The sequence below is a fragment of the Alloyangia pacifica genome, from assembly GCF_900116195.1.
Lineage (GTDB): Bacteria > Pseudomonadota > Alphaproteobacteria > Rhodobacterales > Rhodobacteraceae > Salipiger > Salipiger pacificus.
Map to the genome: position 1 here is coordinate 93672 of NZ_FOZW01000003.1, position 20686 is coordinate 114357.

Annotated in this window: 18 protein-coding genes; 5 read left to right on the forward strand and 13 right to left on the reverse strand. The window is 66.8% G+C overall.

Features of this window, described 5'->3' with window-relative positions; all coding sequences use genetic code 11:
• Positions 1-23: 23 nt before the first annotated feature.
• Genes BM397_RS07755 through BM397_RS07765 form a run of 3 tightly spaced genes read left to right on the forward strand, consistent with a single transcriptional unit; the run spans position 24 to position 2084 of the window.
• Positions 24-1001: a diacylglycerol/lipid kinase family protein gene (locus tag BM397_RS07755; RefSeq protein WP_092422684.1), complete on the forward strand. Its 978-nt coding sequence runs from the start codon at positions 24-26 to the stop codon at positions 999-1001.
• Entirely contained in the window at positions 998-1840 is an 843-nt protein-coding gene (locus BM397_RS07760) for a metallophosphoesterase family protein (protein WP_092422687.1), read from the forward strand. The genes BM397_RS07755 and BM397_RS07760 overlap by 4 nt, the downstream gene beginning before the upstream one ends.
• Before the next feature lie 25 nt (positions 1841-1865).
• A complete protein-coding gene (locus BM397_RS07765; protein ID WP_092422690.1) occupies positions 1866-2084 on the forward strand; it encodes a hypothetical protein in 219 nt (72 codons plus the stop codon).
• Between the two features lie 7 nt (positions 2085-2091).
• Here the strand turns inward: BM397_RS07765 and BM397_RS07770 are convergent, their stop codons facing one another.
• The 3 genes from BM397_RS07770 to msrB form a co-directional block, all read right to left on the reverse strand.
• A complete protein-coding gene (locus BM397_RS07770) occupies positions 2092-2700 on the reverse strand; it encodes an exopolysaccharide biosynthesis protein (protein WP_092422693.1) in 609 nt (202 codons plus the stop codon).
• A gap of 124 nt (positions 2701-2824) precedes the next feature.
• On the reverse strand, positions 2825-3334 hold the full coding sequence (gene msrA, locus BM397_RS07775) for a peptide-methionine (S)-S-oxide reductase MsrA (RefSeq protein WP_092422696.1): 510 nt from the start codon (positions 3332-3334) through the stop codon (positions 2825-2827).
• The gene (msrB, locus tag BM397_RS07780) at positions 3331-3780 is read right to left on the reverse strand and encodes a peptide-methionine (R)-S-oxide reductase MsrB (RefSeq protein WP_092422699.1); all 450 of its coding nucleotides are present in this window, start codon (positions 3778-3780) and stop codon (positions 3331-3333) included. Before msrB ends, msrA begins: the two co-directional genes overlap by 4 nt.
• Before the next feature lie 297 nt (positions 3781-4077).
• Here msrB and BM397_RS07785 point away from each other — a divergent pair, with 297 nt between their 5' ends.
• Entirely contained in the window at positions 4078-4632 is a 555-nt protein-coding gene (locus BM397_RS07785; RefSeq protein WP_092422702.1) for a hypothetical protein, read from the forward strand.
• A 355-nt stretch (positions 4633-4987) separates the two neighbouring features.
• Here the strand turns inward: BM397_RS07785 and queG are convergent, their stop codons facing one another.
• The 6 genes from queG to BM397_RS07815 form a co-directional block, all read right to left on the reverse strand.
• Positions 4988-6067 (reverse strand): tRNA epoxyqueuosine(34) reductase QueG, encoded by a 1080-nt coding sequence (gene queG, locus BM397_RS07790; RefSeq protein ID WP_092422704.1) that lies wholly within the window; start codon positions 6065-6067, stop codon positions 4988-4990.
• 85 nt (positions 6068-6152) lie between these two features.
• Positions 6153-6818 (reverse strand): FtsZ-binding protein FzlA, encoded by a 666-nt coding sequence (fzlA, locus tag BM397_RS07795; RefSeq protein WP_092422707.1) that lies wholly within the window; start codon positions 6816-6818, stop codon positions 6153-6155.
• Between the two features lie 520 nt (positions 6819-7338).
• Positions 7339-8088 carry a monofunctional biosynthetic peptidoglycan transglycosylase gene (mtgA, locus tag BM397_RS07800; protein WP_092422710.1) on the reverse strand — a complete coding sequence of 250 codons (750 nt, stop codon included), beginning with the start codon at positions 8086-8088 and terminating at the stop codon, positions 7339-7341.
• 112 nt (positions 8089-8200) lie between these two features.
• A complete protein-coding gene (gltB, locus tag BM397_RS07805) occupies positions 8201-12742 on the reverse strand; it encodes a glutamate synthase large subunit (RefSeq protein ID WP_092422713.1) in 4542 nt (1513 codons plus the stop codon).
• A gap of 136 nt (positions 12743-12878) precedes the next feature.
• A complete protein-coding gene (locus BM397_RS07810) occupies positions 12879-13316 on the reverse strand; it encodes a GFA family protein (protein WP_092422716.1) in 438 nt (145 codons plus the stop codon).
• Between the two features lie 118 nt (positions 13317-13434).
• Complete coding sequence (locus tag BM397_RS07815; RefSeq protein ID WP_092422719.1) at positions 13435-14874, reverse strand: NAD(P)-dependent oxidoreductase; 1440 nt, start codon at positions 14872-14874, stop codon at positions 13435-13437.
• A gap of 225 nt (positions 14875-15099) precedes the next feature.
• On the opposite strand from BM397_RS07815, the gene BM397_RS07820 reads away from it, so the two are divergent.
• On the forward strand, positions 15100-15903 hold the full coding sequence (locus tag BM397_RS07820; RefSeq protein WP_092422722.1) for an undecaprenyl-diphosphate phosphatase: 804 nt from the start codon (positions 15100-15102) through the stop codon (positions 15901-15903).
• A gap of 259 nt (positions 15904-16162) precedes the next feature.
• Here the strand turns inward: BM397_RS07820 and rlmH are convergent, their stop codons facing one another.
• The 4 genes from rlmH to deoC all read right to left on the reverse strand — a co-directional run bounded on the left by rlmH (position 16163) and on the right by deoC (position 20629).
• The gene (gene rlmH, locus BM397_RS07825) at positions 16163-16633 is read right to left on the reverse strand and encodes a 23S rRNA (pseudouridine(1915)-N(3))-methyltransferase RlmH (protein ID WP_092422725.1); all 471 of its coding nucleotides are present in this window, start codon (positions 16631-16633) and stop codon (positions 16163-16165) included.
• A 12-nt stretch (positions 16634-16645) separates the two neighbouring features.
• Entirely contained in the window at positions 16646-17017 is a 372-nt protein-coding gene (gene rsfS / locus BM397_RS07830) for a ribosome silencing factor (protein ID WP_092422728.1), read from the reverse strand.
• A 248-nt stretch (positions 17018-17265) separates the two neighbouring features.
• Positions 17266-19605, reverse strand: a complete 2340-nt coding sequence (locus BM397_RS07835; protein ID WP_092422731.1) for an aldehyde dehydrogenase family protein — start codon at positions 19603-19605, stop codon at positions 17266-17268.
• Between the two features lie 31 nt (positions 19606-19636).
• Positions 19637-20629 (reverse strand): deoxyribose-phosphate aldolase, encoded by a 993-nt coding sequence (gene deoC / locus BM397_RS07840; protein ID WP_176806549.1) that lies wholly within the window; start codon positions 20627-20629, stop codon positions 19637-19639.
• Positions 20630-20686 lie beyond the last annotated feature (57 nt).

Consider the following 20686-nt stretch of genomic DNA (forward strand, 5'->3'; position numbering starts at 1 on the left):
ACACCCCTGATGGAGACCTCCCCGTGGCGGAACAACGCAAGATCTGTGTCATTCTGAACGAGCAGTCCGGCGACCACCCCGACAAGCAGAGCCGCCGAGAGACCCTGACCGAGCTTTTCGAGCAGAACGGGCTGAAAGCCGAGCTGATCGGCCTCACCCCCGAGACACCGATCCTCGAAACCGCGCGCAAGGCTGCCGGCAATGGCTGCGAGATCATCGTCGCCGCGGGCGGCGACGGCACCATCGGCGCAGTGGCCGCCGCCGCGCATGAGGCGGGCGTGCCGATGGGGGTGATCCCGCAGGGAACCTTCAATTATTTCGCCCGCGGCCTCGACATCCCCGAGGAGCCCGAGGGCGCCGTACGCATCCTCGCCACCGGCCGTCTGCGCGAGATCAGCCTCGGCGAGGTCAACGGCGAGGTCTTCCTCAACAACGCCAGTCTCGGGATCTACCCGCTGATCCTGCGCACGCGCGAGGGCGTCTATCAGCGCTGGGGCCGCTCGCGCGTCGCCGCCTACTGGTCGGTGGTGCTGGCGCTCGCCGGCTTCCGCAAGCCGCTGCGTCTGCAAGCCGAAGTGGACGGCAAGACAACGGAGATCCGCACCCCGCTCGCCTTCGTCGCCAACAGCGCCTACCAACTCGACCAGTTCAACCTCGATGGCGGCGAGGCGATCCGCAACGGCGACTTCGTGCTCTTCACTTCCAAGGGCGACAGTCGCTGGGACCTCGTGCGCGCGTCGCTGCGACTCGCCATGGGCAAGGCGCAGAAGGGGGAGGAATTCGGCCTCGTCACCGGGCGCGACATCACCCTGCACACCGGCCGCCCACGCGCGCTGGTGGCTCGCGACGGCGAGAAGGAGCTGATGGAGACGCCGATCCGTTTCCGACGCCGAGCCGAGCCTCTGCGGGTGATGGTCCCCGCCGAGAATGCGCCCGCCGAGGACAAGCCCGAGCCGGAAAAGCCCGCCAGCGCTGCCGTGGAAAAAGCGCTGCCCGCATGACCCGCCTCGTTCATCTCTCTGACCTCCACTTCGGGCGCACCGCTCCGGAGCTTCTCGATCCGCTCCTGCGCGCGGTGAACGCCGCCGAACCGGATCTCGTGGCGGTCACCGGCGATTTCACCCAGCGCGCGCGCCGCAGCCAGTATCGCGACGCCCGCGCCTTCCTGCGCAGACTGAAGGCGCCATGGATGGCGGTGCCGGGCAACCACGACGTCTCGCTCGACAATCTCTGGCTGCGCTTCGTGCGCCCTTACCGCCGCTACCGCCGCTTCATCACCGAGGAGATGATGCCGGTGAAACACCTGCCGGGACTGACCGTGGTAGGCTTCAACACCGTGGACCGCTTCCGCTGGCAGCGCGGCAAGATCCGCTGGCTGCAGATGCGGCAGGCCTGCCGCATCTTCTCCGAGAGCAAGGGGCTCAACGTGGTGCTCGCGCATCATCCGTTCGAGCAGGATCCGGACGTCGAGAAATCGCTGATGCGCGATGCCGATCAGGCCATCGAAAGGCTGTCGGAATGCGGCGCGCATGTCGTGTTGTCCGGCCACCTGCACCGTTGGCGCACCGAACCCTTCCTGTCGCGCAAGCACGGGGCACAGGTGCTGCAGGTACATGTGGGCACCGGGCTCTCGACGCGGTTGCGCGGGCAGGAAAACGACTTTGCCATTCTCGATCTGGAAAGCCACAGCGCCAGCATCCGCCGCATGATCGCGCGCGAGAAGCACTTCGTCGAAGACGAGCGGCGGCACTACAGCTTCGGAGAGAACGGCTGGGAGCGCAGCCCCGATTGGCCGGTGCGCTCGGAACCCTCGCCACGGCACGATGCTCCGATCAACTGAGGCGCCCTTTCGCAAGGAGGTTCAAATGACGTCCGAACGCCGCCGACAGCACGAGCACGACGTCGCCCACCCGCATGAAACCAGGGCCGGACCGGGCGATGCAGGTGCCTCGGACCGGCCCACGCGCCTGCCCGAACCTCCCGGCAGCCGCCGCAAGGGGCGCCGAGCCGTTCTGCTCTTCGGCGTACTCTGCGTGGCCGCGCTCCTGGTCATCGGCCTGTTCAACCGGGCCGGGATGCCCTAGGCGCCTTTCAGATAACCCCTGCGACCATCAGCGGCACCAGCACGGCGGCAGCCAACGTCGCGCAGCCGATGGTGGCAAAAAGCCCGTCACGCACCAGCAGAGCCGTGGCAAAGCAGAGCACCGTCAGCCCGAGGATCGACGAGGAAAAGGGCACCAGTTCGAGGAACGGCATCGCCAGTCCGCAGAGCAGGCAAACCGCCTGCAAGAGCTTGCGCATCGGCCCGGCGGTCATCACCCGCAGCCGGCTGCGGGCGGTGCGGTCGAGCCAGTCGCCAACCCCGCGCAGCTTGCCCAGCCCCTTGCGGGCCTTTTCGCCGTCGAAGTTCCGTTCCATCAGGAAGTCCGGGAGCCAAAGGTGACGGCGCGAGATCAGCATCTGACCCGAGATGAAGGCAATGAGCAGGCCGCAGAAGGTGGAAAACAGCGGGATCCCCGACAACGGCGAGACCACCAGCAGCGCGGGCACCATCAGGGCAGGGATGAAGGAGCTTTCGCCAAAGCTCTCCACCATGTCGCGCAGCGAGACCCGCGCACCCCCGGCTGCCTCTTGCAGGCGGTCGACGATCTCGCCGACGGGGCGGTCGGACGCGGTGCCGGGGTCGGCGGTGGTGCTCATGTGGTCATGGTCCTGCTCAGGTGTCGTCCACCGGACGAACGCGGACCGGTGCTTGCCGGTTCCACGGCGCAAAGCGCGGCGGCGGGGTGTTGCCGCCCCGCCGCCGCCAATGATTATCCGGACCTTACTCCGCCGCGGCGCGCCGCGGCAGCACCCAGTCCGGGCGCGGGAAGTGGCAGGTGTAGCCACCGGGATAGCGCACCAGGTAATCCTGATGCTCCGCCTCGGCTTCCCAGAAATCCCCCGCCGGCTCGACCTCGGTCACCACCTTGCCGGGCCAGATCCCCGAGGCGTCGACATCGGCGATGGTCTCCAGCGCCTCGGCCTTCTGCGCCTCGTCGAGATAGTAGATCGCCGAGCGGTAGCTCATGCCAAGGTCGTTGCCCTGCCGGTTCAGCGTGGTCGGATCGTGGATCTGGAAGAAGAACTCGAGGATCCGCCGATAGCTGATCTTCTCCGGGTCGAAGAGGATCTCGATGCCTTCGGCGTGGGTGCCGTGGTTGCGGTAGGTGGCATGGGGCACATCGCCGCCGGTGTAACCGACACGGGTGGCCTCGACCCCGGGCAGCTTGCGGATCAGGTCCTGCATGCCCCAGAAACAGCCACCGGCCAGAACTGCGCGTTCGGTGCTCATGCCACGTCCTCCACCTGATCGAGATAGGCACCATAGCCCTCGGCCTCCATCTCCTCGCGCGGCACGAAGCGCAGCGAGGCGGAGTTGATGCAGTAGCGCAAGCCGCCGCGATCCACCGGCCCGTCGGGGAAGACATGCCCGAGGTGCGAGTCGCCATGGGTCGAGCGCACCTCGGTGCGGATCATCCCGTGGGTCGTGTCGCGCAGCTCGGCCACGTGCGCGGGTTCGATCGGCTTGGTGAAGCTCGGCCAGCCGCAGCCGCTCTCGTACTTGTCGGACGAGGCAAACAGCGGCTCCCCCGAAACGATGTCGACGTAGATGCCAGGTGCCTTGTTGTCGAGGTACTTGCCGGTGCCCGGCCGCTCGGTGCCGTTCTCCTGCGTGACCCGGTACTGCTCGGGGTCGAGCGCCGCGATCACGTCGGGATTGCGTTCAAATGTCGCCATGGAATCCTCCGGTCTTTGCCTTTGGCCTTAAAATGGGGTCGCGGAGCGACAATGCAAAGGCCCCTTCGCAACTGCGCCAAGGTTCCACCGGCACGCTTGCCGCGCGCGACCTGATCGGGAACCCGGCAAACCTCCGCCACCCCCGGCCACCCGTTTCCGGCGGGAGCCCGCCGGTCGCACAAGGATCGGACACTCTGCCGGGAACAAAGGGATCCCAATCGGCTCCCGGCGCATTATCTCCCTGACCGGCGCACCCCGCGTCCGGAGACGAAGATCAAGGATGTCAGGAGACCCGACATGACCCTCCGTTCCACCAGCAAGTTCGGCCTCGCCGTGCTCACCGCCGCCTCGCTCTCGGGCGCAGCGCTTGCGCAGTCCGCCGCCCCCTCCTCCGGTGCCATGGAGCCCGCCACGCAGGAGGACACGCCGATGTCGAGCCCGGAGATGGGGGCGTCCACCGGTGCCAGCGGCTCCGGCGTCACCGGCACGATGCCGGTCTCGCCGCAGACCGCCGCCGAGCTGCGCGCTGACGCGCCGACGTCCTACGGGCAGGTCATCTCCTCGTTGCGCAACGCGGACCTCGCCATGGCCGATCCGGAAACCGTGACCGAAGCCTCGAAGGTGACGATCCAGCCGCTGAGCGCCCTCAAGGGCCAAGCCAATGAAAGCGCCGATGCCCTCGACGAGGCGATCGAAGCCGCGACACCCGAGCTCGAGGCTCTGCGCACGCTGATGACCGAGAATGACGCGCTGACCGCGCAGCTCGAAGAGCAAGGCTACGCCCCCGAGGACGTGATCGGGGTCTACGCCTCTGAGGACAGTATCGAGCTTCTGGTCGACGATCGCGCCTGAAGGTCGCGCCTCGCGACGGCAGTTCCGCGCCCCCGCGGCGCGGCTCCCGGGGCCTGCCTCGTGGTCCCGGCGCCCCCCGTGTTCTCCAGCACGGGGGGCTCACGTATCGCGGATAACCAACGCGACTTCCGTGATCGCGACACACGTAATTCGCGAACACCTCCCATCCCATTCGCGTGATTTCACTTGCAGACGATCCCGCAGCCGCCCATCTTTCAGGCAGGAGGCACGTACTCCTGTCAGAACCTCCTGGAATCCAGGACCCTCGTGGGCGCCGGTGCCAATCCCTCGGCACCGGCGCTTTCCTTTCTGCTTTGGCGGTCGAACAGGGCCCGCGGCGGCGATGTCGCCGAGCTCAGGACAGCTGCAACCGCGCCACCGCCCAGCGGGCCGCGTCACGCACCGTCGCGTCGGCATCCTCGCACAAGCCCTGCGCCACCCCTCGCAGCTCTGCCCGGCCGGAGTTGCCGATGGCATAAAGCACATTGCGCACGAAGCGATCGCGCCCGATGCGCTTGATCGGCGAGCCGGAGAAGCGCGCCCGGAATTCTGCGTCGTCGAGCGCTGCCAGCTCTGCCAGCGGCGGCGACAGAAGATCGTCGCGGGCGTGGTACTTCACCTCCGAGGCGACCTCGGCGAACTTGTTCCACGGGCAGGCGGCCAGGCAGTCGTCGCAGCCGTAGATGCGGTTGCCCATCAACCCGCGCAGGTCCTCGTCCACCGGCCCATGATGCTCGATCGTCAGGTAGGAGATGCAGCGCCGGGCATCGAGCCGGTAGGGCGCCGGAAAGGCCGCGGTCGGGCAGGCATCGAGACATGCCCGGCACGAGCCGCAATGGTCCCGCTCGGCGCCATCGATCGGCAGCTCCAGCGTAGTGAAGATCGACCCCAGGAAGAACCATGAGCCCAGCTCGCGGCTGACCAGATTGGTGTGCTTGCCTTGCCAGCCCAGCCCCGCCGCCTCACCGAGCGGCTTCTCCATCACCGGGGCGGTGTCGACGAAGACCTTGATCTGCGGGGCCTCGCCGTTCCCGCCTCCCGCGCGCGCACCGGCGTCGATCAGCCAGCGCCCCAGCCGCTTGAGCCGCTTCTTCACCACGTCGTGGTAGTCGCGGTTCTGCGCGTAGACCGAGATCGCCGCCCGCTCCCGCTCCGCGAGCACGTCGCGCGGGTCATGGGCGGGTCCGTAGTTCTCGGCCAGCATGATCACCGAGCGCGCCTCGGGCCAGAGCGCCGCAGGGTTGCCGCGCCAATGGCTGCGCTCGGCCATCCAGCCCATCTGCCCGTGGTGCCCCGCCTCGAGAAAGGCCGCCAGCCGCTCGGCGACCTGTGGCACGTCCCACGGCCGGCAGACGCGGCAGGCGGAAAATCCCACCTCCGCCGCCTCGGCCAACAATCGCGCCTTGAGGTCGTCCAAGCTCTCGCCCTTCCACATGGTCAAAATATCCCGGGGGTGAGGCGCGCCAGCGCCGAGGGGGCAGCGCCCCCTCTCACCCGGCAACAGCCTCGGAAACTTCGCTTCAGAAGTCGAGGTCGGCGTAATGCGCAGGCTGCGGGAACCCGGGGACCTGATCGGCGAGGATCGAGCGGAATGCCGGGCGTGACTTGATCTTCGCGTACCAGTCCTTGACCACGGCCGAGCGGTTCCAGTCCACGTCGGAGATGTAGTCGAGCGACGACAGATGCGCCGCGGCGGCAAAATCGGCGAGGGTCATCACGTCGCCGGCCAGCCAGCGCCGGTGATCCAGCAACCACGCCATGTAGTCGAGGTGATACTTGATCGCCTTGGCCCCGGCCTTGACGTTGCCCGAGTCGGGAAAACCGGTCTTCATGATCTTCTTGTTCACCCGCTCGTAGAGCAGCTTCGACGTGACCTCATGGTGGAACTTGTCATCGAACCAGGCGACCAGCCGGCGCACCTCGTAGCGCGCATCGGGCGAGCGCGGCAGTAGCGCGGGATCGGGGTACTTTTCCTCGAGCCATTCGCAGATCGCGGCGCTTTCGGACATGGTCTTGCCATCGATGCGCAGCACAGGGACCTTGCCCGCCGGGTTGCGGCGCAGGAAATCCGCATCCTGCTCCCAGTAGCGTTCTTCGACCAGCTCGCATTCGATCTTCTTCTCGGCGAGGCTCAGGCGAACCTTGCGGCAAAAGGGCGAGAGCGGCAGGTGGTAAAGCTTTGCCATTCGGGGAAGCGGCTCCGGGTCTGAAGGAAATCTCCCGCCTGTTTGCCGTGAAAGCGGCGGCGATTCAACTGGGCATGCAGACACGGGCGGGTGATGACCGGAGGGATCTCATCCGGTGCTGGCAACGTGCAAAGGGGGCGCTGTTCCCCGCAGCGCCACTGGGCGGCGCGCGCACCCGGCGTATTTTCAAAGAGAAGAAGCAGGGACGTCGCAGCCGAACTGCACCCGCCTGCCGTTCACCGGCAGGCCGACGAGCCCCGGCACCGGAGTGCAATCGGAATCCGGCCATGCGGCTTTGCACGCGGGCGTGTAGAGCAGCAGCACGATCTCGAAACGCAGATCCCGGATGGCGCGGTAGCCGTCGCGCCCGATGCGGCGACCGTTGTACCAACTCCGCGCCGACGCAAGGGTGCCGCATGTCGCAGTCCTGCCGGTTCAGACCTCGATATGGGCCCGATAACAAACGGCGGGTTCGTCTCGGGTCATCGCGCTTCGGACGCGGGCCTGCGTCTGCCCCGGCCTACTCGAAGCAGCGCGCCCGGCCGTCGCGGGCAATCGTCGCCGCGCCGTCGCGGATCTGCCCGGCACGGCGCTGCACGAAGTTCGAGGGATTCGAGGCGGAGCGGTCCTTGGGATCAGGCAGGATCGCGGCAAGCCGCGCCGCCTGCGTCGAGGTCAGCTGAGACGGCTCGACGCCGAAGTAGTGGCGCGCGGCCGCCTTGATGCCGAAGACGCCCGCGTCGAACTCGGCGATGTTCATGTAGACCTCGAGGATGCGCCGCTTCGGCCAGAGCGCCTCCATCAGCGGGGTCAGCGAGGCCTCCAGCGCCTTGCGCGGCCAGCTCCGGCCCTGCCAGAGGAAGGCATTCTTCACCACCTGCTGGCTGATCGTCGAGGCCCCGCGGTTGCCTCCCTCGGCAATGGCGGCGCGGATCGCCCGCATGTCGAACCCCCAGTGGGTGCAGAAATTTGCGTCCTCGGCGGCGACCAGCGCACGCAGCACGACCGGCGCCACATTCTCGGCATCCACCCATTCGTAGGCCACCGGGGCACCCAGCCTGCGCCCCTCGCTCCACATGTAGAGCGTGCCCGGAGGATTGACGAAACGGTAGGCCAGCACCGCGAGACCGAGCAGCAGTGCCAGCACCACCGCCGCCTGCAGGGCGCGCGTGATCAGCCCGCGCAGCGGCTTTGATCGCCTTGCGGTGCTCTTCGTGCCCTTCGCGGGTTTCTTCGTTTTGCATCTGGTGGTTTTTGCTGCTCGCGCCATGGCGCAGATCTACACGGCTGCGCGCACATGGAAAAGCGCTCTGCGATGCTGCGCAACGGAAAACGCCCGGACCAGCGGTCCGGGCGCGTCACCTTTGCGGGATCGGGCGGGCCTATTCCGCCGGAACCGCGAGATCGCTCTCGATGCCCAGCGGGTGCGGGATCTTGTTGAGCATCTCGATCGGGCAGACCTGCACGAAGGCCGCTTTCTCGGTCTCCCAGTTCTGCAGGATGTCCAGCGCCTTGCGGCTGCCGGTCTCCGTCGCGTGGCGCTCGATCAGCCCCTTCAGCTCGGCTTCCCAGTGCTCTTCACCCACCGGGCAGGTCACCAGGCTCTCCATGTTCATCAGGTCCGGGGTCAGACCCTCGGGATCATAGAGATAGGCCATGCCGCCGGTCATGCCCGCACCGAAGTTGGCGCCGATCGGGCCGAGGATCACCGCTGTGCCGCCGGTCATGTACTCGCAGCCGTTGGTGCCGCAGCCCTCGACCACCACCTTCGCGCCCGAGTTGCGGACCGCGAAGCGCTCGCCAGCCTTGCCGGCGGCGAAGAGATAGCCGTCGGTGGCGCCGTAGAGCACGGTGTTGCCGATGATCGTGTTGTTCGACGCGGTCAGCGGCGACATCATCGGCGGCCGCACCACGATGGTACCGCCCGACAGGCCCTTGCCGACGTAGTCGTTGGCGTCGCCCGACACTTCCAGCTTCAGGCCCGGGGCCGCGAAGGCACCCAGCGACTGGCCGGCAGAGCCGGTGAGCTTGACGTGCAGGTGGTCGGGCTGCAACGCGTTGCGCATGCCGAACTTGCTGACGATGTGGCTCGAGGTGCGCGTACCGACCGTACGGTGCGTGTTCTGCACCGCGTAGGAGAGCTGCATCTTCTCGCCGTCCTGCAGGAAGCGGCTGCCGTCGCGGACGATCTCGGCGTCGAGCGTGTCGGGCACCACGTTCCGCTCTTTCGCGCGGTCGTAGACGATGTCGTCGGCCCCATCCACCCGGATCAGCAGCGGGTTGAGGTCGAGGTCATCGAGATGCTCGGCACCCCGGCTGACCTGGCTCAGCAGGTCGGCGCGGCCGATCACGTCGTTCAGCGAGCGCGCACCGATGGAGGCGAGGATCTCGCGCACCTCGGTGGCGTAGAAGGTGATGAGGTTCACCACCTTCTCGGCATTGCCGGTGAACTTGTCGCGCAGTTCCGGGTCCTGGGTGCAGACCCCCACCGGGCAGGTGTTCGACTGGCACTGGCGGACCATGATGCAGCCCATGGCGATCAGCGCGGCGGTGCCGATGCCGAACTCCTCGGCGCCGAGCATCGCGGCCATGACGATGTCACGCCCGGTGCGCAGGCCGCCGTCGGTGCGCAGCGTCACGCGGTCGCGCAGCTTGTTCATCGCCAGAACCTGATGCGCCTCGGTGAGGCCCATCTCCCACGGCAGACCCGCGTGCTTGATCGAGGTCGCCGGAGAAGCACCCGTGCCACCGTTGTGGCCCGAGATCAGGATGATGTCGGCCTTCGCCTTGGCAACGCCCGCGGCGATGGTGCCGACGCCCGAGGAGGCCACCAGCTTCACCGTCACCTTGCAGCGCGGGTTGATCTGCTTGAGATCGTAGATCAGCTGCGCGAGGTCCTCGATCGAGTAGATGTCGTGGTGCGGCGGCGGCGAGATCAGCGTCACGCCCTCGGTCGAGTGGCGCAGGCGTGCGATCAGCTTGGTCACCTTCATGCCGGGCAGCTGGCCACCCTCGCCGGGCTTGGCGCCCTGCGCGACCTTGATCTCGAGTTCCTCGCAGTGGTTCAGGTACTCGGCGGTGACGCCGAAGCGGCCCGAGGCCACCTGCTTGACCTTCGCCGAGGGGTTGTCGCCGTTGGGCTCGGGCACGAAGTGTGCCGGATCCTCGCCGCCCTCACCGGAGTCCGACTTGGCGCCGATGCGGTTCATCGCGATGTTCAGCGTCTTGTGCGCCTCGGGCGAGAGCGCCCCCAGCGACATGCCCGGCGTCACGAAGCGCTTACGGATCGAGGTGATGCTTTCCACCTCTTCCAACGGGATCGCCTCGCCCAGCGGCTTGATGTCGAGCAGGTCGCGCAGGTGGATCGGCGGGTTGGCGCGCATCGCCTTGGAATAGGTCTTCCACAGCTCGTAGCTGGCCTTGTTACAGGCCGCCTGCATCAGGTGCATGTTCTGCGCGCCCCAGGCGTGGGTCTCGCCGGACTTGCGGGCCTTGTAGAAACCGCCGATCGGCAGCACGTCGCGACCGCCCTTGAAGCCGAGCGCGTGGACCTCTTCGGCCTTCTGCTGGATGCCGTGCACGCCGATGCCCGAAATCCGCGACAGCATGCCGGGGAAATACTCGGCGCACATGGCGCGCGACAGGCCCACGGCCTCGAAGTTGAGACCGCCGCGATAGGAGGAGATCACCGAGATGCCCATCTTCGACATGATCTTCAGCAGGCCCTGGTCGACGGCCTCGCGGTAGCGCGCCACGGCCTCGGTCAGGCTGCCGTCGATCAGGCCGCGCGAGATGCGGTCGGCGATGCTGTCCTCGGCCAGGTAGGGGTTCACGATGGTCGCACCGCAGCCGACGAGAACCGCGAAGTAATGCGGGTCGATGCATTCCGCCGAGCGCACGCCCAGCGAGCAGAAGGTCCGCAGGCCCTTCTTGGTCAGCCAGCTGTGCACCGCCGAAGTAGCGAGGATCATCGGCATGGCGACCTTGTCGTCACCCTGGTGGTGATCGGTCAGCACGATGTGGCCGCCGCCCGAGCGCACGGCATCCTCGGCCTCAGCCCGGATACGGGCCAGGCCATCACGCAGCGCGCCCTCGCCGGCACCAGCGGGGAAGGTACAGTCGATTTCGACCAGACCGGCGTTGAAGTGCTTGGTCAGCTCCTCGAACTGCGCATTGGCGACGAAGGGCGTGTCCAAAACGAGGATCTCGGTCTGCGCCGAGCTCTCGTCGAGCACGTTCTTGAGGTTGCCGAAGCGAGTCTTCAGCGACATCACGCGGAATTCGCGCAGCGAGTCGATCGGCGGGTTGGTCACCTGGCTGAAGTTCTGGCGGAAGAAGTGGCTCAGCGGCCGGTACTTCTTGGACAGAACAGCGGACGGGGTATCGTCGCCCATCGAGGCGAGCATTTCCTTGCCATCCTCGGCCATGGCCGAGAGCGACTGCTCCAGTTCCTCGATGCTGTAGCCCGCGGCAATCTGGCGCTTGCGCAGTTCGGCCCCCGAGAACAGCGGCTTCTCGGAGATCTTGGCAAGGCTCTCGTCGAGCTCGGTGATCTTGCCGACCCATTCGCCGAACGGCTGGCTACCGGCAAGGCGGTCCTTGATCTCGGTGTCGCGGTAGAGCTTGCCCTCTTCCATGTCGACGGCGATCATCTGGCCCGGGCCGAGCGCGCCCTTCTCGCGGACGGTCGACTCGTCGACCGGCACCATGCCCGCCTCGGAGCCGGCGATCAGCAGGCCGTCACCGGTGACCACGTAGCGCATCGGACGCAGGCCGTTGCGGTCGAGACCGCCGCAAACCCAGCGGCCGTCGGTCATCGCCAGCGCCGCGGGGCCGTCCCAGGGCTCCATCACCGAGTTCACGTAGGAATACATGTCGAGCCAGGCCTGCGGCAGCTCCACCGCCTGCTTTGACCAGGCTTCGGGGATCAGCATGGTCTTGGCCATCGGCGCGTTGCGCCCGGCGCGAACCAGCACCTCGAACACCGCGTCCAGCGCGGCGGAGTCCGACGCCCCGGTCGCGATGATCGGCTTGATGTCCTCGGCCATCTCTCCGAAGGTCGCCGAGGCCATGCGGATCTCGTGCGACTTCATCCAGTTGGTGTTGCCCTTGATGGTGTTGATCTCGCCGTTGTGGGCAAGCATGCGGAAGGGCTGCGCCAGCCACCACTGCGGGAAGGTGTTGGTGGAATAGCGCTGGTGGTAGATCGCGAAGGCGGACTCGAAACGCTCGTCCTGCAGGTCCGGGTAGAAGACGGCGACCTGCTCGGCCAGCATCATGCCCTTGTAGATGATCGACCGGCACGACAGCGAGGCGATGTAGAGCCCGTTGATGCCCGCGGCAGCCGCGGCCTTCTCGATGCGGCGGCGGATGACGTAGAGCTCGCGCTCGAAGGTTTCCTCGTCCACGCCCTTGGCGTTGGAGATCAGGATCTGCTCGATCTCGGGGCGGGTCGCGTTGGCCTTCTCGCCAAGGCAATCCACGCTCACCGGCACGTGGCGCCAGCCGTAGATGTAGTGGCCCATGCGCAGCACTTCGGTCTCGACGATGGTCCGGCAGGTTTCCTGCGCGGCAAAATCGGTGCGCGGCAGGAAGACCTGGCCGACGGCCATCAGCTCGTCCTTGCGCGGCGCGTGGCCGGTGCGCTCGATCTGGTCGTAGAAGAAGGAGACGGGGATCTGCACGTGGATACCCGCGCCGTCGCCGGTCTTGCCGTCGGCGTCGACGGCGCCGCGGTGCCAGATCGCCTTCAGCGCGGTGATGCCCGCCTCGACAACCTTGCGCGACGGCTTCCCGTCGATGGAGACCACAAGGCCGACGCCGCAGGAAGAGTGTTCATGCTCTTCGCGGAACAGGCCGTTCTCCTCCATCCACTTGCGCTTGGCTTCCTCTGCGGCAACCCAGTTTGCGTCGAAAGTGGTCATGGCTTAGCACCTCCATGGAAGGCCGCCGGGGCGGCCGGGATACGTGGCTGGCGCGCAAGGGCGCCGAATGAAATGGCGCGTCATCGCGCCGGAATTCTGTGTCGCGGCTCAGGCGCCGCGGTTTTGGTCCTGCGGCTCAGGCGCCGCTGACGTCCGCACCGAATTTCTTCAGCGTCTCGGCGCGAGTGTATTTCGGGTGGCCCCCGGTGAGCGCCCAGCTGTCGGGCTTCTCGTCGGCGAAGATCTCGCTCTTCATCTCGAAGCCGTTGCCGTCGTCCAGAAGCCCAAGGCAGACCTCGTACTCCCCTGCCCCATCGACGCCCTTGTCGTAGCGGTACCAGAGCACCGAGCCGCAGGTCCCGCAGAAGTGCCGCGAAGCCCAATCCGAGCTACGGAAGCTGCGGATCGCATCGGCACCCTCGATCGAGATCGCCGCCTCGGGCACGTTCACCGCGAACAGCGCCGATCCGGCCCAGCGGCGGCACTGCTCGCAATGGCAGACGCCGAAGCTGCCGAACTCGGTCACGGTGAAGCGTACCGCGCCGCAGAGGCATTGTCCGGTCTTCTGCGTCATGCACCGCTCCTTTTTCGGCGAGGGTCAGCGCCGCTGACCTCTCCTTGGGCGTGGGTTTCGGGGGATGCACACCCCATGCGCATGTCCTGTGCATGGGATGTGCATTGCGGGTGTGGCCTTACTCGGCGGCGATGGCCGCGAGCTTATCGAAGTCCTTCAGCACGTGCTCGGCGCAGTCGCGGCCGTCACGGATCGCCCAGACCACGAGGCTGGCGCCGCGCACGATGTCGCCCACCGCGTAGACGCCCGGCAGCGCCGTCCGGCCCGAGGTGAACTCGGCCTTCACGGTGCCCCAGCGGGTGACTTCAAGCTCGGGCGCGCCCCAGAGGGTCTGCAGTTCCTCGGGCTCGAAGCCGAGCGCCTTGATCACCAGATCAGCGGGCTCTTCGTAGTCGGCGCCTTCGATCAGTTCCGGGGCCTGACGGCCGGTGGCGTCGGGATGGCCGAGGCGCATCTTCTGCACCATCACCGCCTCGACGGTCTCATCGCCCTTGAAGCCCTTCGGCGCGGTCAGCCACTCGAACTGCACGCCCTCTTCCTCGGCGTTCGCGGTCTCGCGCTGCGAGCCGGGCATGTTGGCACGGTCGCGACGATAGAGGCATTTCACGCTCTCCGCGCCTTGGCGGATCGCTGTGCGCAGGCAGTCCATGGCGGTGTCACCGCCGCCGATGACCACGACCTTCTTGCCCTTGGCGTTCAGCTCGCCGCTTTCGAACTCGGGCACGGTGTCGCCGAAGTTGGCGGTGCGGTTCGAGGCAGTGAGATAGTCGATCGCCTTGACGATGCCCTTGGCACCCGCGCCCGGGCCACGCAGGTCGCGCGACTTGTAAACGCCGGTGGCGATGATCACCGCGTCATGCTGATCGCGGATCTCGTCGAAGCTCAGGTCTTCGCCGACGTTGCAGTTGAAGACAAAGCGTACACCGCCGTCCTCGAGCTGCTTGATGCGGCGCATGACCACGTCTTTCTCGAGCTTGAAGCCCGGGATGCCGTAGGTCAGCAGGCCGCCGCCACGGTCGTAGCGGTCATAGACGGTCACCTGCACGCCGGCACGGCGCAGCATGTCAGCCGCCGCAAGCCCGCCGGGGCCCGCGCCGATGATGCCGACGCTCTCGTCACGCTCGGAAACCGGCGCGGCGGGCTTCACCCAGCCCTGCTCCCAAGCGGTGTCGGTGATGTATTTTTCGACAGAGCCGATGGTCACTGTTCCGTGACCGGACTGCTCGATCACGCAGTTGCCTTCGCACAGACGGTCCTGCGGGCAGATGCGACCGCAGATTTCCGGGAAGGTGTTGGTGGCCTGGCTGATTTCGTAGGCTTCCTCCAGACGGCCGGTCGCGGTGAGGCGCAGCCAGTCGGGGATGTTGTTGTGCAGAGGGCAGTGGGACTGGCAATAGGGCACGCCACACTGGCTGCAGCGGCTCGCCTGCTCCTCGGCCTTGGCCTTTGCGAACTCAGCATAAATTTCGTCGAAGTCGTGGCTGCGGACGGAGGCCTCCCGCTTCTCGGGCATGTCGCGCTCGATCTTCACGAATTTCAGCATGGGTTGCTTTGCCATGATGCCTTGTCTCCAAGCAAATCAATCGGTCGGGCTTGCTTACTTAAACTCGAAACCAAATAAAAGTCACACATGCTGACCTATATTGATAAAAATTTGGCTCGAAGCTCGCAGCGCACCCCAAGGTGATCAAAAAATAGGTCCGAAAACGGACCAAATTCGCTCTTTCCCCCTGAAAACCAACAACCTATAGCGAAAGGGCCATTTAAGCGGAGACCTGCGTTCATGCCCCTGTCTCAACTGATTATCCTCGCGCTCATCCAGGGTATCACCGAGTTTCTCCCCATTTCCTCGTCAGGTCACCTGATTCTCCTGCCAGGGCTGACCGGCATGCAGGACCAGGGACAGGTCATCGACGTTGCAGTTCATGTCGGAACTCTCTTTGCGGTCGTGCTCTACTTCTGGTCGGACGTCCGCGTGGGACTGGCCGGCATCCCCCGCATGCTGACCGGCAAGATCGACACCCCCGGCTCCAAGCTCGCCTTCCTGCTCGCCGTCGCCACCGTGCCGGTGATCCTCGTCGGGCTGATCCTCAACCTGACCGGCCTCTCGGACATGCTGCGATCGATCGCGGTGATCGGATGGACGATGCTGATCTTCGGCGTCGTGCTGTGGTGGGCCGACCAGAAAGGCCCGGTCGAGAAGACCGAGGCGGACTGGACTCTCAAGGATGCCATCAAGCTCGGCCTGTGGCAGGCCGTGGCGCTGATTCCCGGCACCTCGCGCTCTGGCATCACCATCACCGGCGCCCGGCAGATGGGCTACAAGCGCCACGACGCGGCGAAGATCTCGATGCTCATGTCGATCCCGACAATCTTTGCCTCCGGCGTGCTTCTCGGGGCCGAGGTGATCGGCACCGCCGACGCGCAGGCAGCAAGGGACGGCGCGATCGCCGCGGGCTTCGCCTTCGTCTCGGCGCTGCTCGCACTGACGCTGATGATGCGGCTGCTGCGCTCGGTGAGCTTCACGCCCTACGTGATCTACCGGGTGGTCCTCGGGGTCATCCTGCTGGTCATCGCCTACAGCTGAGGACCCCTAGAAAAGAAGGGCCCCGGAGTTCGGGGAAACTCCGGGGCCGTTGATCTGCCCGGGACCGGCGGGGGAGCCGGCAGGGACAGTAGAAGGGCAGTCAACCTCGCTCGTCTTCACAGCTGCGCGACGGTGCGATAAGTGCAGCTAAATCAGGGATTTCGGAGTTTGCAACGCGGGGTTTGCATTCGCGCGGATTCCCGCCGTGCGCGAGTCCGTCGACAGGCAGGAAACCGCCGACGCGAAAACCTACACAAAATCAAACTCGGTGGTAGGGGCTGCCCGCCAGAATGGACGCGCCACGGTAGAGCTGTTCGGACAGCATGACCCTCACCAGCATGTGCGGCCAGACCATCTGGCCAAAGCTGAGTGCCATGTCCGCCTCGGCCCGCAGCGACGGGTCGATCCCATCGGCACCGCCGATGACAAAGGCCAGATCACCCGTGCCGGCATCGCGAATGTCGCCCAGTTGCCGGGCAAATTCCGGCGAGCTCATCAGCTTTCCGCGCTCATCGAGGATGCAGAGCCGCGCCCCCGAGGGAATCGCCTTGCGCAGCAGCGCGGCCTCCGCCGCCATGCCGCCGCCCTTGCGGTCTTCAACCTCGGTCACGGATACCGGACCCAGTCCCAGCGCCCGCCCCGTACGGTCGAAGCGCTTGAGATAATCGTCAATCAGATCGCGCTCGGGGCCGGCCCGCAGGCGGCCCACGACGCAGAGATGCACGCGCATGAACGCTCCCGGTCAGGTCGCGCTCTGGGTCACCTTGCCCAGCGGCATCCACATCTTCTCGAGCTGGTAGAACTCGCGCACCTCGGGACGGAACACGTGGACGATCACGTCGCCCGCGTCGATCAGCACCCAATCGCCGGTCTCTTCGCCCTCGGTCTTGCACAGGACGCCAAGCTCATGCTTCAGATCCTCGGCGAGCTTCTGCGCGATCGAGGCCACCTGCCGCGACGAACGCCCCGAGCAGATCACCATATGGTCGCAGACGGAGGTCTTGCCGCGCAGGTCGATCTGCACGGTCTCTTCCGCCTTGTTGTCGTCGAGAGACTTGAGGACGGCGGCAAGAATAAGCTCGCTCGTAACCTCGGTGTGGGTCAGCCCGCTCATGGGCATCCCCGCAACAGCGGCACCGGCCGCATCGGCAGTAAGTGACAGGACATTGTCCTCCTTCATGGCACGCGCCGAATGTGACCCCGGCGCCGGGCCCTTATAAGATAGCATCGGAGAGGGCTTTTCTCAACGTTGCGGCGAAAGATCGCCCCTTATCCGGGACAGCGGGCTGATTCAACGCCTAAAACGGTGGGGCGCGACAAGGCGCCCCACGCGCGACTCGGGTCCATTGTCGGCTGCGGCGCTCAGGCGCCCCAGGGAATCCACACGGTCTGCACCTCGGTCGCCGCCTCGAGGAAGAGCTCGCCCTCCCCCGCTGCCGAGCTCCAGTCACGGGCCTTGCCGTCATTCACCCAGCTGCGCTTGAGGTTGCCTGCCGCGCCTTTTTCGATGGCCTTCGACAGATCCGACGACGAGAAGCTCCACACCGCCTCGACATCCATGTGGCTCGCAAGCGCCGGCGCGAGGTCCTCGTGCGGACCGGTAAGGATGTTGACCACCCCGCCCGGCAGGTCAGAGGTGTCGAGCACCTGGTAGAAATCCGTCGCCGCCAGCGGGAAGGGCTCGGAGGCGACAAGCACCACGCGGTTGCCCATGGCGATGGCCGGGGCCATGACAGAAACGAGGCCGAGCAGCGGCGCCTCGTCCGGGCAGAAGGCGCCGATGACGCCGGTCGGCTGGCGCAGGGACAGCGCGGTACCGCGCAGCGGCACGGGCTTTACCGCGCCTTCGTACTTGTCGGCCCAGGCGGCATAGGTGAAGAGCCGGTCGACCGAGGCCTCGACCTCTGCCGCGCCCCCCTTGCCGCCTGTCATGGCATCGATCCGCGCCGCGAACTCCCTGGCCCGCGCCTGCAGGTTCTCTGCGATGAAGTAGATCACCTGCGCGCGGTTGTGCGCCGTTGCTGCGGACCAGCCCGAAGCGCCCCGCGCCGCCTCGACGGCGTTGCGGATGTCCTTGCGCGACGAGATCGGCGCCTGCCCCAGCAGCTTGCCCTTCTTGTCGTAGATGTTCTGCGCGTAGCCGCCGTCGGGCCGCGCCTGCTTGCCGCCGACATAGAGCTTGGCGGTGCGGTCCACGTCCTGCGGTTCGGCGCTCTCACCGGCAAACGGCTCGACCTTCTTCAGTGCCTTCGCCTTGCCCGCGGCACGGGTGTAGGCCGCGAGGCCCTCCCAGCCGCCCTCGCGACCAAAGCCGCTCTCGCGCAGCCCGCCGAAAGGCGCCGCCGCATCGAACATGTTCGAGCCATTGACCCAGACCACCCCGGCCTCGAGCTTCGGTGCCACGTCGAGCGCGGTGTTGATGTTCTCGGACCAGACCGAGGCGGCGAGCCCGTAGCGGGTGTTGTTGGCGATCTGCACCGCCTCGGAGGGCGTGCGGAAGGTGGTCGAGACCAGCACCGGACCGAAGATCTCTTCCTGCATCAACAGCGAGGCGGGCGAGAGACCCGTCACCAGCGTCGGCGCAATGAAGCAGCCCTCGGGCGCAGCGCAGCCGGTATAGACCTCGCCCTCACCGCTTGCCTTGGCCATCAGCGCCTCGATCCGGGCCTTCTGCTCGGGGTCGACGATGGCGCCGATGTCGATGCACTTGTCGAGCGGGTCGCCCATGCGCAGCTTGTCCATCCGCGCCTTCAGCTTGTCGTGGAAGCGCTCGGCGATGCCCTCCTGGACCAAGAGGCGCGAGCCCGCGCAGCAGACCTGTCCCTGGTTGAACCAGATGGCATCCACCAGCCCTTCGACCGCGCTATCGAGGTCTGCGTCTTCAAAGACCACATAGGCCGACTTGCCGCCCAGCTCGAGCGTCAGCGACTTGCCGCTGCCGGCGGTGGCGGCGCGGATCTTGCGGCCCACCTCGGTCGAGCCGGTGAAGGCGATCTTGTCGACCTCGGCGCCGGTGATCATCTCGCCCACCGCGCCGTCACCGGTGACGATGTTGACCACGCCCTTCGGCAGGCCCGCCTGCTGGCAGAGATCGGCAAAGCAGAGCGCGGTGAGCGAGGTCCATTCGGCGGGCTTCAGTACCACCGTGTTGCCCATCGCCAGCGCCGGAGCGATCTTCCAGGCCAGCATCAGCAGCGGGAAGTTCCACGGCACGATCTGGCCGCAGACGCCCAGTGCCTCCCGCCCCGGCAGCTCCGCGTCCATCAGCTGCGCACAGCCCGCGTGGTAGTAGAAATGCCGCGCCACGAGCGGCACGTCGATGTCGCGGCTCTCGCGGATCGGCTTGCCGTTGTCGAGGGTCTCCAGCACCGCGAGCAGCCGCGAATGCTTCTGCACCAGGCGCGCCAGCGCATAGAGGAAGCGCGCACGTCCCTTGCCGCCCAGCTTCGCCCAGGCCGGCTGCGCCGCGCGCGCGGCCTTCACCGCCGCGTCGACATCGCCCTGCGTCGCCTGCGTCACCTCGGCCAGCACTTCACCGGTGGCCGGATTGCGGCTCTCGAAGGTCTGCCCCGGCTTGGTGAAGCCGCCGTCGATGAAGCAGCCGAAGCGCGAGCCCTGGTCCACGATCCAGGTCAGCGCATCCGCGGCGCTCTCGGGCGAGGGTCCATAATCCATGCTCTCGAAGATCTCTTTCACGCTCATGTCCGTCGTCTCCAGTTCCGCAGATGCGCCATCAGCTCGTGGCGTGGCGCCAGGAGGCCGAATAGGCCCCGGTCACGTGATGTTCGAGCTGCCGCTCGATGTCGCCCAGCAGCGAGGAGGCGCCGAAGCGGTAGAGGTCCGGCCGCAACCAGCGGTCGCCGAGTTCTTCCTTGACCAGCGCGAGATAGGTCACCGCGTCCTTGGCCTTCGAGATGCCGCCCGCGGGCTTGTAGCCGACGCGGTAGCCGGTTTCCTCGTAATACTCGCGGATCGCCCGCATCATCACGAGGCTGACCGGCAGCGTGGCGTTGACGCTCTCCTTGCCGGTCGAGGTCTTGATGAAATCGGCGCCCGCCATCATGCAGACCATCGAGGCACGCGCGACGTTCTGCAGCGTGCCGAGCTCGCCGGTGGCGAGGATCGCCTTGACGTGCGCCTCGCCGCAGGCCTCGCGGAAGGCGCGCATCTCGTCGTAGAGCGCCTGCCAATCGCCAGTCAGCACGTGGCGACGCGAGATGACGATGTCGATCTCCCGCGCGCCGGCCTTCACGCTCTCGGTGATCTCGGCGACGCGCAGATGGAAGGGCGAGAGACCCGCCGGAAAGCCGGTCGAGACCGCCGCCACCGGGATTCCGGTGCCTTCAAGCGCCTCGACGGCAGGGGCGATCATGTCGTGGTAGACGCAGACCGCGCCCGTGGTCAGCCCCTCGAGCCCCAGCGCCTCGAGGATATCCGCCCGCACCGGCTGGCGCGCCTTGGCGCAGAGCCGCGCCACGCGGCCCGCCGTATCGTCCCCCGCCAGCGTGGTCAGGTCGATGCAGCTGATGGCACGCGCGAGCCAGGCCGCCTGGTAATCCTTCTTCACCGAGCGCCGGCCCGGCAGGGTCGCGGCGCGCCGCTCGATCGCCGAGCGGTTGGCGGTTGCGCGCATAATCCGGTCCATGTCGAGCGGCATGCCCGGGTTGCGCGGCTCGTGCAGCTGCGGCAGCAGGCTGGTTTCGGATCGGCTCATCGTCTCGGTCATAACAGGGGTCCTCCGGCGGGAAGGGTCGCACGGCCCCCGCGCATCGGCAAGCGGGCC